The sequence below is a fragment of the Shewanella sp. ECSMB14102 genome, from assembly GCF_000813075.1.
Taxonomy (GTDB): domain Bacteria; phylum Pseudomonadota; class Gammaproteobacteria; order Enterobacterales; family Shewanellaceae; genus Shewanella; species Shewanella indica.
Genome location: NZ_JWGX01000045.1, coordinates 34,342 through 47,406, shown reverse-complemented (window position 1 = coordinate 47,406; position 13,065 = coordinate 34,342). Strand labels below are relative to the sequence as shown.

Here is a 13,065-nt window from a genome sequence, read left to right as displayed (position 1 = left end):
CCGACACCAGCCAAAAAATTGACTTGGATAATACTATGTTTCATGTTATTTCTATCCTTTGATTAAAAACCATACAAAGCTATTATCATTTTGTTCCTCGGCGGATAACATGTTTAGGGATGACGCTTTCCATCAGAATTCGGCTCTGGAAATCTCAAGACTGAAAAAACGAGTTGCCAGACTCAAACGTCTGGCGGCCAAATATAAACGAGCCGAAGCCACCCAAAATGCACTGCTGGAAATCTCCAATATTGCCAACAAGGCTACCTCTATGGAGGGCTTCTATCAGGGCATGCATCTATGTCTTAAGCAACTGATCCCTGCCGACAACTTTTATATCTCTCTGCTTGATGCCCAGAAACAACATCTTGAGCTACCATTTTTCTCCGATGAAAAAGACTCCCACCCTTCCGAACTCTATCCAGGACAAGAGTTATCCCAACTTTTAACGCAAGGCCTTACCGGCTATGTGTTGCGAACTGCCACCCCCCTGCTTTGTGACGAACATAAGGCAAAACAACTGGCCGATGCCGGCGAAATCATAGCTCTAGGGTCATCCTGTCATCAGTGGCTTGGAGTACCCATAATACAAAATGACAGAGCTATTGGTGTCTTGGTGGTGCAAAGCTACAACCCAGCCAGTTCCTACGGCGAGATGGAGTTTGAATTAATGGCTTTTATTAGCCATCACATCGCAGGAGTCATGGAACGGTTGCGGCATCATGAGCAACTTGAACAAGCCATCAGCCAAAGAACCCAGGAGCTGAGCCAGGCCTATGGTAGATTAAAACAGGAAGTTTATGAGAGACGCCGAGCCGAGAGACTACAAAAGTCCCTGTTTGAGATAACCGAACTGTCTTCCTCCAACTTGGATGATCGCGAGTTTTATACCGAGCTGCACCGGGTTCTCTGCCATTTGCTACCAGCCAACAACTGTTACATCGCCTTGCTGGATGAAACCGCAACTGAGCTGCACTTTCCCTTCTATGTTTCTCAACTCAATGATACCGCCCCCAAGTGTCGCCCCTTGATGGATGGACTGGTGGAATACCTACTCAGGTTAAAACGTCCTGTATTGCTGGATCAAAGCGATATCCAATCTCTGGTGTGCACCAAAGAGATTTACAGCAAGGCACCTGACCTGAATCAAACACAGAACATGCACCAGTGGATCGGCGTGCCGTTATTTATTCAAGACAAAATTGCCGGTGCCCTAACTATCTATAGTTTCAGCATGCATCAGAACTACCAGTTCAAGGATCTCGAACTGTTAACCTTTGTGTCACAGCATATCGCCACAGCCATTGAACGTAAGCTGGCCACAGAGGCACTGAAACGCAGTAACGAAGCACTGGAAGAAAAGATTCTGGAACGCACCCGTGAACTGGCCACCACCAACCAAGAGTTGCAAAAAGAGATCTCCCAGCGCCGTAAGGCTGAGCAACAACTGCTGCACGACGCCAAACACGACGCCCTGACAGGCCTGCCCAATAGGCTGATGTTTATGGAGCGATTGAACCAGGCCGTTAAACATAATCGCCGTCATCTACAAGATAAATTCGCACTCTTGTTCGTCGATCTCGACCGATTCAAGCTGATTAATGACACACTAGGACATCTGGAAGGTGATAGGTTTCTGGTAGAAACAGCCAGTCGGCTCAAGTTTTGTATCCGCGACAATGACACCCTCGCCCGTCTGGGCGGAGATGAATTTGTGATTTTGCTGGATGGATTACGCACAACCGACGATGCCAAAGAAGTCGCAGAGCGGATCCTTAAGGAACTGTCACGCCCTTATGAGCTAGCCGATAAACAGTTCAACTCAGGCGCCAGCATCGGCATAGCCGTCAGCGGCCATCACAGGGATGACACCAGTGAGTCCATCTTGCGGGATGCCGACACTGCTATGTACATGGCCAAGACCCGCGGCAAGGGTTGTTATGTGGTATTCGATGAAAAATCGCATCAGCAATTGATGCAAGACGTAAGCCTGGAAAATGAGTTGAGAACCGCCCTGGACACCCAGCAAATCCAGCTCGATTACTTCCCAGTGCAGGATCTTAAAACCGGGCAGCTTCAAGCCCTGGATGTGCGTCTGTATTGGCCCCATCCACAACACGGTAAAATCAAACAACAACAGCTCGCCAATTTGGCAGAGCAAGCCAACTTACAACTGGAGCTGGACAGATATGCAATCGAAGCGCTGAACAGTGAACTTCCCAAGCTGCAACTCAACTCAGGCACCAAATTACATCTGGCCATCTGTAGCCAGCACCTCAAGCATAAACATGCACTTCGCAGCCTGAAAAACTGCCTAAGGAACTGTCAGTTCCCGCTTACCGACCTATGTTTGTTTTTCCACGAACAATCTCTGTCACGGGATTTGGAAAACCATATCAATGGTTTTGAAGTGCTTAAACGTTTGCAAGTCACTCTGGGGATCACAGGTTACGGCAGTGGTTACAGTCCCTTGATCAGCCTATCCTTCCTGCCGGTCAACGTACTGAGACTAGATGCCAGCCTGGTGTCGCATCTGCAAAGCCCACATCACAGGCGTTTACTCAAAGCGATAAACCTAAGTGCTGGTGCATTGGAACTTGAGCTGGTATTGGATGGTATCAATACCCAAGAGCAGAAACAGCAACTGGCACAAATGGGCTTTAACTCAGGCCAGGGACAAGCTCTTGGGAATCGCTTGAACCCCGTCAGCAGCAAGGGTAACAGCACCAAGCCCATAGATACGGCAACCCAAGTTTGCGCCTAAGCCGTGTTTTGAAACCGGCTCTAACCCTTACTTCTTGAACATATCCCGCAGATTGGCGATGTTAGCCTTACCGGTTTCCATCCTTTGCTGCTCACTCTGCTGCGGCTTGCGATTTTCCCAGACCAAGTCATCCTGAGGCAGCTCCATCAAGAAGCGACTGGGCTCACAGCGCATGGTTTCGCCAAATTGGCGCCGCTCACGGCAAAGCATAAACCACAGCTCTTTTTGAGCCCTGGTGATACCAACATAAGCCAGACGCCGCTCTTCATCGACATTATCTTCATCTATGCTGGTCTGATGCGGTAGAATTCGTTCTTCCACCCCCACCATAAACACATAAGGAAACTCCAGCCCCTTTGAGGCGTGCAGCGTCATCAACTGCACCTGATCACCACTTTCATCCTCATTGTTTCTTTCCATCATGTCCCTGAGCGTCAGCCTATTAACCACGTCTGGCAGACTCATGGGCTCATCCAGGTCGTCACCGGCCAACATCTCCGTCACCCAGCGATACAGTTCGGAAATATTTTTCATCCGCATCTCAGCGGCCTTGGCACTGGTGCTAGTCTCGTAGAGATAATCTTCGTAGTTTATCTTGCGGATCAACTGCTTGATAGCATCAACTCCCTCACCCCGCTGAGCGATTTCACCGGTATCGACAATGAAGCGACCAAACTCATAGAGTGAGCCCATAGCCGCCGGAGGCAGGTGATGATTCAATTCAGGAGCAAAAATCGCCTCAAACATGGAGATATGTTTCTGGTTGGCAAAATTCCCGAGTTTTTCCAAGGTTGCCGGGCCAATCCCACGCTTGGGCAGGTTAACGATACGCAGGAAGGCGTTATCATCATCCGGATTCACCACCAAACGCAAATAGGCCATGATGTCCTTGATTTCGGCTCTGGCAAAGAATGAGGTGCCACCACTGAGCTTATAGGGGATACGGTTGGTCATCAGCGCCCGTTCCAGCAAGCGGGACTGGTGATTCCCCCGATAAAGGATGGCATATTCCCCATAGCTGGTCTTGCCCATGAACTTATGGCGAATGATTTCGGCCACCACCCGTTCGGCTTCCTGCTCTTCATTGGCAGCAAACAGTACCCGCAGCGGCTCGCCATAGGCCAACTCACTGAACAGCGACTTATCATACACATGGGGATTATTGGCGATCAGAATATTGGCCGCCCGTAATATTCGCTGACTGGAGCGATAATTTTGTTCCAGCTTAATGAGCTTGAGCTCGGGAAAGTCTTTACCCAGCAACACCAGGTTTTGCGGCTTGGCACCACGCCAGGAGTAGATGGACTGGTCATCATCGCCTACCACAGTAAAACGCGCCCGCTCCCCCACCAGCAATTTAACCAGTTCATACTGGCTGGTGTTGGTATCCTGATATTCATCCACCAGCAGGTAACGGATCCGTGCCTGCCAACGGGCTCTGACATCGGCATTATGCCGCAGTAATAGAGTTGGCAGCAGGATAAGGTCGTCAAAGTCCAACGCATTGTAAGCCTTCATATGCTGGGCATAACGTTGATACAAGAGTGCAAACAGTTGCTCCTGTTCACCCTTGGCTATCTTGCGGGCGTGATCCGGGATCACCAAGCCCCCCTTCCAATTGGAGATCATGGTCGCCAGCGCCCGCAGCAGATCTTTATCCTCCTGCAGCTCGTCCTGGGTTAACTCCTTGAGTAGCGCCAAGGTGTCCTGATCATCGAACAAAGAGAAGCCGGCCTTGAGGCCCAATGTCTTGTGTTCACGCTTGATAATTTCCAGCCCCAGAGTATGAAAGGTAGAAATCCACAGTCCCCTGGCTTCCTTGCGGCCCATGGATTGAGCCACCCGCTCTTTCATCTCCCGCGCAGCCTTATTGGTAAAGGTCACTGCGGCAATATGCTTGGCCTGATAACCACACTTCTGCACCAGGTGGGCTATTTTGTTGATGATAACCCGGGTCTTGCCACTACCGGCGCCAGCCAATACCAGGCAGGGACCGGAAACATAATGGACGGCTTCATTCTGGGCAGGATTAAGTTTCATGGGTTATCGATATCTCACACAAGGACACTCTAGAAGCAGGGATCATACCAGAATCAATGCCGGAGACAGCCCCCAAATCCCGTTAGGGAAACTTCTGGCAAAGGACCTGGGCCATTTGCTGAGCTCCAATTCTTGCTTCCAGGTCTGTAAGCCAAAGCAGAGCACTCATGGGACGGGTTCGCATCTTCCTTAGGTTAGCCTTGGGTTCAATGCAGCCTATAAGTTACAATCAGTTAAAACCTTGCCAGTGGATTAAAGAGATGATCAACCCCAAGAAAATCGAAGAAATGGCCAAACAGCTGAGCGAAAACCTGCCTTCTGGGCTGAAGCAATTTGCCGGTGAGTTTGAAGAACGCAGCAAGCAAGTACTGCAACACCAATTGCTGAAGCTGGATCTGGTCTCCCGGGAAGAGTTTGAAGTGCAGCAACACGTGTTACTGAAAACCAGGGAAAAATTGGAAGCCCTGCAAGCCAGAGTCGAAGCGCTGGAAGCCAAAGCTGAGCAGGCTGAGTAACCCATCTCACCCCAAAATAGATAAGGCCGCTCATGAGCGGCCTTATGTTTCAACACAGCTAAATTAAAGCATATGCCGATAGCCCAAAGTAAAGGCGATATCCGTGCTGTTATCCATATTGAGGAAGTTTTCAATCACAGTAAACTCTATAGCACTGCGATCCAGATAATAGCGGTAGCCCAGCACAGCTTCATTTGAAGCTTCAGAGAAGTCATCATCCGCTTCTGTCATTCCTTCGTACCTGTGATACTCCAGCATCCAGCCATGACGACCAACACGATATTCATAACCCAGCCCAAGCATCAAAGCATTGGACTTATAAGGCATGTCCGACAGTACCTCTTCGTCCTCACGGAAACTCAAGCCAAGTGTTGAATGGAAATTATGCCGTCCGTTGCGATAGCTGTAATTCAGCTGCAACGCCTGCTCAAAGTTTTCATTGGCGAAAGGCCCCGAGCCCACATAGTTGTAATACAGGCTCCCCCCAACAGACAGGCCATGGTGCTCATTCTGCAGCAACTGATACCCGAGATAAATGTTGAAGGCATTGTTTAGGGTCTCACCACCAAAATCGCTGATATTCACATTATGTTGCTTGGAGTAGATCTGATTCTGATTTCGTGGCTGATGGTCACGACCATTCTGATCAAAACCGAAAGCATCGTGAAACCACATTGTCAGTGAATCCAAATGGTTGTTACCACTGAAACGCCAAGTATAGTTGGCGTCCAACATCCAACGGTCATCGATTTGCCACTTGAGACCACCGGTTAAAGAGTTGTGATAATAGTCAGCCAGATAATCTTCTGTCTCGGCCCAGACGCTGGCCATATTACCGGTCAGATACCACTCTTTTTGTCCCTTTGCCATGGAAAAGCCCGAACGCAACATGGGGGTCAAACTGCTGGACTGCAGAGGAGACTGGGCATAGACCCTGAGCGGCCCATAGTCGTCAAAATCGGCCAGTTCAGCATGCAGGGGCAGACTGAAAAAAATCGGCAACCAACAAGCTTTAGAGAAGTACTTCATAAGAGTCATCATACCAATTCACATGGTCGGTTATTTTAAATGACTGCAGCATCGATTCACACTCATTATAGATGATTCAATCATGACCACATTGTCACAATAAATGTGACAGTAAAACCATTCACTTGTCGGCGTTATTCAAGTAAACCTAATTCAATATTTCTCCAATTTGGTATAGGCATAATTTTGCCACTATTGATCAGTGACTTGTCATGATATCTCCAGCCAAATCTGCTTTAATGCTGCCACGAGTAGGTTAAAGGAACATACCTCATGATATTTCAAGTTATCCTCATGCTAATAGCGCTGACCTTGCTTGGAGCCATAGGTTTCGGGGCTTATCTACTGCTGAAAAGCCTAATGAAGAAACAAAATGGTCACACGGCGCTGCCTCAACTCAAATCCAAATTAACTCTTAAGCTATTTGCGGTGGCCATGGTGGGTCTGTTGTCATTGATCCCACTTGGAATGATCCAGGATCTCAGCCAGGACAGAGAAAGCCTCTATCGCCAAGTGGTGCGTGAGATCGGCCATACCTGGGGCGATGCCCAAACCTTGGCCGGTCCGGTTTTGGTACTGCCATTTCGCTACGAAGTGATCTCCGACAGCAATATCGACGGCAAACAACACCGCAGTCGTCAGGTCTACAGCGATGAACTCTTGATCCTGCCCAAAGGCATGACGCTCGATGCCGGTCTTAAACATGAATTCCGCCATCGCGGCATCTATCAGTCACTCGTGTATCTGGGCCAAGTCAAAGGCCGGGCCGACTTCGAACTGCCTAAAATAAATATCCCAGGGCTACTCGGCTTTGATTATAACCAGGCCCGCTTGGTGTTCGGCGTTTCAGCCAACCAGGCTATTGAAACTGTCAGCCGTTTTAATCTGGCTGGTGAGCCAGGCATGCCCAGCTTGATGTCAGGTACAGGTCTGGATAACACAGGCGGCCTTAGCCGCGGCTTTCATCGCACCATAGCGCTTGATCCGAGCCAAGGAGAATACCAACTGACATTCCAGCTCAGCCTCAGAGGTTCTGAGGGCTTGGAGGTACTGCCACTGGCGGAACTGAGCCAGATAGATATCCATGCCGATTGGCCACATCCCAGTTTTCAGGGTTACCTGCCCGCCAGCCGTAATCTCAGCACTGAAGGTTTTGATGCCAACTGGCAGATAAGTCATCTGAGCCGCAACTTCCCTCAGGTGTTCCGCGCCAGTGATGGCCGGGATCTCACCGAGATCAGTGCCAGTGTCACCCTGTTCGAACCCGTGACTCACTACGGCAAGATAGAAAGGTCGCTCAAGTACGGCATACTCTTTATTTTGCTGACCTACATACTGCTGCTGATCTTCGAGCTGGGCAACAAGTCACGCCTCAGCGCAGTACAGTATCTGATGGTGGGTGGTGCCATGTGCCTCTTCTATCTATTACTGCTGTCGCTGTCGGAACACCTGCTGTTTTTAACCGCTTATCTGGTGGCAGCTACGGTTCCCCTGCTCAGCATTCCGCTGTATGTTGCCAGCGCCAGTGGTAGTCGGCGCCAAGGAGCGATAGTTGCCGCCATGTTGGCAAGTCTCTACGGTGTACTCTACTCCATACTCCAGCTGGAAGATTACGCCCTCTTGATGGGAACCGGATTGCTGGTACTGATAATGCTGATACTTATGTACCTCACCCGCCACCAACAAATCGAGGAGTAGTTCCCACTGGACTTAACCTAAGAGTTGAACCAAGCAGCAAATATGCAAAGGCGCTCAGATAAACGAATAAGCCCACGTTTACCTGAGCGCCTTTCAATTCAAAACATGAGCTTCATCAGTGACCTAGTATTGCCGTTATAACCCTGAACGAAAAATAGCCTAAAATCACAGTTCCCCAAGCGGCTGATTTACACCTAACATCCTCAGTGGTAAAAATTAAGCAGTAAAGCTACTTTCAACTCTCATTGAGGCATTAATGCTGGAGATTGTAATCATCAGATAATCAGTTAACTGACCTTCCAAGGCCGGTCTGATTATCAATGCGCGTAAATCAAAGGTGGACACTGACAAGTGCCCGCATGTTTTGCTCATGATGATTATCGAGTTTATCCAGTATGAATATATCCCGTCAGGAACAACGTACCCTGCACGTCCTCGCCAAAGGCGGACGCATTTGTTATTTCCGCGACACTTCAGGTCGCGTCACAGCCGTTGAATGTTATAGCCGCGAAGGGCTTGTTCTTTGCGACTGTACCCTCGCCATTTTCAAAAAGCTCAAAGCCAAAAAACTGATCAAATCTGTCAAAGGTCAGCCCTATCGCATAACCACGACCGGCTTGCACAATGTGCGCGCCCAACTGGACAACCGTTGAGGAAAGAAAGATGAATACACTATTTTCCCGTGACTATATCAACAGCAACATGATGGGTCCCAACGCCCTGCTGCTGGCCGAAGAAGTCTGCCGGTCACTGCAACTGTAACCAGGGATGCGGGTGCTGGACTTGGCCTGTGGCACAGGCATCACCTCCATCTATCTGGCAAAGGCCTTCAACCTCGAAGTCACCGCTATGGATCTTTGGATAGCGGCCGAAGACAATCAGGCAAGATTCAAGGCCGCAGGCGTGAAAGACAAGATCACGGCAGTGAACTTTGACGTAACCCAGATGCGGCCGGGACATGCCCCATTTGCAGAAAACAGTTTCGATGCTGTCTTGTCTATCGATGCCTACCACTACTTTGGTGCCAGTTCAGCGTTTTTTGACACCCACCTCGCCCCTTTTATCAAGCCGGGCGGCCAGGTCGCCATAGTGGTGCCCGGGCTGAAAAAGCCTTTTCCACTGCAGCAAAGCGTTGCCCCTGAGCTGACCCCCTGGTGGCAGCCTGGGATGAACTTTTTCACCGTCGACTGGTGGATGCAACTCTGGCAACAGAGCGCATTTTTACAGATGGAGCAGTGCGAAGAGAGCGGGCAGTGCACCCAGGCATGGCAGGAGTGGTTGGCATGCGACAACCCTTATGCCGTACGGGATCGCGAGATGATGGCCGCCGAAAACGGCCAGTGGTTCAACTTTACCAAAATGACAGGCCGCATACACAAGTAAGCTTTAGAAAAGCAAGGAAATGTATGAATATCAATAAGCTAATCAGCCAGCATTTGCCAATAAGGCTGTCGCCGAACGAAAGCAAAATTCCCTGGAATAATGCCGATTTCAGCCAGCGAATGCTGAAAAACCACCTCTGCCAGGAGCACGATTGGGCCAGTAGAAAACTGGCGGTGATTGAGCGCCAGGTGAATTGGCTCTACAGCCAACTGGCTCCTGGCGCACAAGTGCTGGATCTGGGTTGTGGCCCCGGCTTTTACACTCAATTGTTGGCAAAGCGCGGCTTTTGCTGCACCGGCGTCGACTTCTCACCAGCCTCTATAACCTACGCCCAACAACAAGCGCAGGCGGCTGGACTGAATATCGACTATCAACTGCAGGATGTCAGAAGCTACCGGCCGACCAAGAAGTTTGACTTCATCATGATGACCTTCGGTGAGCTGAATGTTTTCAGCGCAGCGGATGCCAAGAACTTACTCAAGCATTGTGCAAACTGGCTGATGCCGAATGGCAAGCTTGTTGTAGAAGTTCACAGCTTTGATGAAGTCAAACGGCAGGGACAGGCTGAGCCAAGCTGGCAAAGGCATTCACAGGGCCTATTTCTCGATGCTCCCCACTTGCTGCTGACGGAGCATGCTTGGGACGAGGCACTCCAAACCAGTTCCACACTGTTTTGGGTGATTGAAGAAAACGGCAAGGTGACGCGATTCGGCAGCCGGATGCAGGCTTGGCAAGATGAGGAATATCTGCAGTTGTTAAACGAGTGCGGCTTCAACAATATTCAGCGGATAGACACTGCAGTGCGGCCCAGCAGCAATACCTTTGAGGGCAAGCTCTACACCCTAATGGCATGCTCCAAGGCATGACCTGAGTCCGTTTGAAAGAGAAAGGTGCTCAGGTCTACGGGTACCTTCCTCTTTTTATTGTTATCAACACCAATACATTTCAGTAGCGCTTTCTAAGCAGCCTCAAGGCGTTGGCGGTTACCAACACAGTTGCGCCGGTATCGGCCATCACCGCCAGCCAGAGGCCGGTGATCCCCAGCAAGCTGGTCACCAGAAAAATCGCCTTCAGCCCCAGCGCCAAAGCTATGTTCTGGCGAATATTGCTCAGGGTTGCCCTGGCTAAGTGGATCATTGCTGCCACCCCTCCCAACTGATTATGGGTCAGGGCCGCATCGGCGGTTTCCAGCGCGGCATCGGTTCCGCCGCCCATAGCAATACCAATACTGGCTCGCTTCATTGCCGGGGCATCGTTAATTCCATCTCCTGTCATGGCCACATTACGGTGCTTGGCCAATGCCGCCACCTCAGAAACTTTATCTTCCGGCAGCAGCCCGGCGCGCCAATCGATGGCCAGCTCCTCGGCAATCGCCTTGGCGGTTCTTGGGTTGTCACCGGTCAGCATTATACTGTCGATACCGAGACGGCGTAGCTTGGCTATGGCTTCGGCGGCTTCGGCGCGCAGCTGATCCCTGAGGGCAATAATGGCCACAGGAAGAAGTAGCTCCCGCTCGGCATCACACAGTACCACCAGGGTTTGCCCCTGCTGTTCCAGTTCTGTGACGCGTTGCAGCAACTCAGGAGCTAGGTTTTGCAGCCTTGAAGGGGCCAACAGTCGCCAGTTTTGCGAATCGACTCGTCCTTCAACGCCCATCCCGGGTAAAGCCCGAATAGCTTCTGCGCCTGGCAATTCCAACCGCTGCTCTTTGGCATGATTGACTATCGCCAGTGCCAGGGGATGGTGTGAGCCCAATTCAATGGCGGCGGCCACCCTGAGCCACTTGGTCGCATCCTGCTCTGTGAGGCTCTCCACCAAGGTGACTTCAGGTTTACCTTCTGTGAGGGTGCCGGTCTTATCGAAGGCGACGGTATCGACATGTGCCAGTGCTTCCAATGCCGCGCCGCCCTTAATCAAGGCTCCCTGACGGGTTGCGGCCGCCAGCGCTGAGGTTACCGCCGCCGGCGTCGAAATCACCAAGGCGCAGGGGCAACCTATCAACAACAGTGTCAGGCCACGGTAGATCCATTGCTCCCAAGGTTCGGCGTACAGCAGAGGCGGCAACAGCACTGTCATCACGGCCAGCAGCATGATGGCTGGAGTATACCAGCGACTGAATTTGTCGATGAATCTCTCTATCGGTGCTCTCTGCCCTTCGGCCTCTTCAATCAAATGCAGGATGCGGTCTATGGCGTTACTGCCGGGCTCGGAGACAACTTGCATTTTTACCAGCCTGTCGGCTGCCAGGCAGCCGGCGGCGACCCGTTCGCCCTTAATCCTTTCGACCGGGATAGATTCTCCTGTCAGGGCACTTTCATCAAATGCCGCCAAGGCATCAAGCAGTTCGGCATCGGCCGGCAGGCGTGCCCCAGGCGCAACTTCTATAATATCGCCTGGGCGCAACTCTGATGCGGCCACCTCTTGCCTCTGGCCATCTTGCAACCTCAATGCCTTATCCGGCACCAATGCCATCAAGGCGCTGACTCCGGCGCGAGCGCGACCGGCCGCAAACGATTCGAGCTGCTCACCGAGCATAAACAGAAGCAACACCATGGCCGCCTCGGCCGTTTCGCCCAGCAACAAGGCACCTATGGCGGCAACAGTCATCAGGGTTTCAATGGCAAAAGGGGTGCCGCTGCGAATAAGGGCCCAGGCCTTGCGGGCAATAGGCAACAACCCCCAAACTGTAGCCAGAGTGAACAGACTGGTGCTGATACTCGCAGGCGCCAGAGCCGCCAGCAACATTAACAGTGCCAGTGACAAAGGTTGCCAGTATTTGGGTTGCCAGTATTTGCCAAGCCGGCTCGCCGAGCCGGGTTTTGGGCCTTCCTTACCTGCTTGGGTCTGCTGCTTAAGCTTAAAGCCGGCCGCAGACACAGCATCGACTATGCCTTGGGGTGAAACGCCGGGCGTCAGTTCCACCAGCAGCTTTTCGGTGGCAAATACCACCCTGGCGCTGCAAACACCGCTCACCCTGGAAACCGCAGTCTCGACTTTACGGGCACAGCTGGCACAATCCATACCGAGGATTTGCCACTGATGCTGCTCGCCTTGAGCAAGCCGGACAGTGTTTATTTCGGTAGCAGAGTCGGCCTGATGGGACTCATGATGATCATGGCAACAAGCTGAATAACAGCCAGAATGCTCGTTGGAATGACCAACGGCATTACCGGCTATCTGGCTATCTGTGCAATTTGCCGGGTCCTTAGCCCCCGCCTTCACTGTCTCGGGAGTAGATTTGGGATCACAACAGGAATGACTCATAACTGTGCCTCGCGCTATGGCTCAAATGATGCCGCGGAACTCAAATGTGACTATCCGGGCCGTTTGCTATTGCCAAGGAGTGTAAAGCTTGGAGTAAGCTCCAGAGTCAAGCAGCTGGACCAAAGTATTTGCCCGGCCTACAAGCCACTATCAATTAACCAGCCATAATCACCGTGCCGTCCTAGCCTATAACGGCGCCGATTGTCCCATTTACCGCCATCAGTGTTGCGCTTGACAGTCAACCGTCTTCCACCAAAAATGCGCCGGGGATTTGAAGATACAGGCGCTGTTTCACCACAAAGCAACATACTGAAAGAGGCTCAGAAAAATACTGGAAGACACTGCATTGCAAGTCATCTTCAACACAGAGCA

Annotated in this window: 9 protein-coding genes; 6 read left to right on the top strand and 3 right to left on the bottom strand. The window is 51.2% G+C overall.

Annotation, left to right across the window (positions count from 1 at the left end):
* Nucleotides 1–109 precede the first annotated feature (109 nt).
* On the top strand, nucleotides 110–2,764 hold the full coding sequence (locus RC73_RS14880) for a sensor domain-containing phosphodiesterase (RefSeq protein ID WP_052248223.1): 2,655 nt from the start codon (nucleotides 110–112) through the stop codon (nucleotides 2,762–2,764).
* A gap of 27 nt (nucleotides 2,765–2,791) precedes the next feature.
* Here RC73_RS14880 and rep read toward each other — a convergent pair whose 3' ends face one another.
* Nucleotides 2,792–4,804, bottom strand: a complete 2,013-nt coding sequence (gene rep, locus RC73_RS14875; protein ID WP_039035378.1) for a DNA helicase Rep — start codon at nucleotides 4,802–4,804, stop codon at nucleotides 2,792–2,794.
* A 260-nt stretch (nucleotides 4,805–5,064) separates the two neighbouring features.
* On the opposite strand from rep, the gene ubiK reads away from it, so the two are divergent.
* Nucleotides 5,065–5,319 carry a ubiquinone biosynthesis accessory factor UbiK gene (ubiK, locus tag RC73_RS14870; RefSeq protein ID WP_025010065.1) on the top strand — a complete coding sequence of 85 codons (255 nt, stop codon included), beginning with the start codon at nucleotides 5,065–5,067 and terminating at the stop codon, nucleotides 5,317–5,319.
* A gap of 63 nt (nucleotides 5,320–5,382) precedes the next feature.
* On the opposite strand, the gene RC73_RS14865 is transcribed toward ubiK, so the two are convergent.
* Nucleotides 5,383–6,348: a DUF3187 family protein gene (locus RC73_RS14865; RefSeq protein ID WP_101095981.1), complete on the bottom strand. Its 966-nt coding sequence runs from the start codon at nucleotides 6,346–6,348 to the stop codon at nucleotides 5,383–5,385.
* A 276-nt stretch (nucleotides 6,349–6,624) separates the two neighbouring features.
* Here RC73_RS14865 and creD point away from each other — a divergent pair, with 276 nt between their 5' ends.
* The 4 genes from creD to RC73_RS14845 all read left to right on the top strand — a co-directional run bounded on the left by creD (nucleotide 6,625) and on the right by RC73_RS14845 (nucleotide 10,295).
* Nucleotides 6,625–8,046 (top strand): cell envelope integrity protein CreD, encoded by a 1,422-nt coding sequence (creD, locus tag RC73_RS14860; protein ID WP_039035391.1) that lies wholly within the window; start codon nucleotides 6,625–6,627, stop codon nucleotides 8,044–8,046.
* Between the two features lie 395 nt (nucleotides 8,047–8,441).
* The gene (locus RC73_RS14855; protein WP_039035376.1) at nucleotides 8,442–8,699 is read left to right on the top strand and encodes a YjhX family toxin; all 258 of its coding nucleotides are present in this window, start codon (nucleotides 8,442–8,444) and stop codon (nucleotides 8,697–8,699) included.
* A 121-nt stretch (nucleotides 8,700–8,820) separates the two neighbouring features.
* A complete protein-coding gene (locus RC73_RS14850) occupies nucleotides 8,821–9,429 on the top strand; it encodes an SAM-dependent methyltransferase (protein WP_200888000.1) in 609 nt (202 codons plus the stop codon).
* 23 nt (nucleotides 9,430–9,452) lie between these two features.
* A complete protein-coding gene (locus RC73_RS14845) occupies nucleotides 9,453–10,295 on the top strand; it encodes a class I SAM-dependent methyltransferase (protein WP_039035375.1) in 843 nt (280 codons plus the stop codon).
* Between the two features lie 79 nt (nucleotides 10,296–10,374).
* Here RC73_RS14845 and RC73_RS14840 read toward each other — a convergent pair whose 3' ends face one another.
* Nucleotides 10,375–12,693, bottom strand: coding sequence for a zinc/cadmium/mercury/lead-transporting ATPase (locus tag RC73_RS14840; RefSeq protein WP_039035374.1), 2,319 nt, complete (start codon nucleotides 12,691–12,693; stop codon nucleotides 10,375–10,377).
* Nucleotides 12,694–13,065: the final 372 nt, after the last annotated feature.

Excerpts from the sequence above, each read along its gene's own strand:
- RC73_RS14880 (WP_052248223.1), top strand. The coding sequence starts at position 110 with ATGTTTAGGGATGACGCTTTCCATCAGAATTCGGCTCTGGAAATCTCA.
- rep (WP_039035378.1), bottom strand. The coding sequence starts at position 4,804 with ATGAAACTTAATCCTGCCCAGAATGAAGCCGTCCATTATGTTTCCGGT.
- ubiK (WP_025010065.1), top strand. The coding sequence starts at position 5,065 with ATGATCAACCCCAAGAAAATCGAAGAAATGGCCAAACAGCTGAGCGAA.
- RC73_RS14865 (WP_101095981.1), bottom strand. The coding sequence starts at position 6,348 with ATGAAGTACTTCTCTAAAGCTTGTTGGTTGCCGATTTTTTTCAGTCTG.
- RC73_RS14855 (WP_039035376.1), top strand. The coding sequence starts at position 8,442 with ATGAATATATCCCGTCAGGAACAACGTACCCTGCACGTCCTCGCCAAA.
- RC73_RS14845 (WP_039035375.1), top strand. The coding sequence starts at position 9,453 with ATGAATATCAATAAGCTAATCAGCCAGCATTTGCCAATAAGGCTGTCG.
- RC73_RS14840 (WP_039035374.1), bottom strand. The coding sequence starts at position 12,693 with ATGAGTCATTCCTGTTGTGATCCCAAATCTACTCCCGAGACAGTGAAG.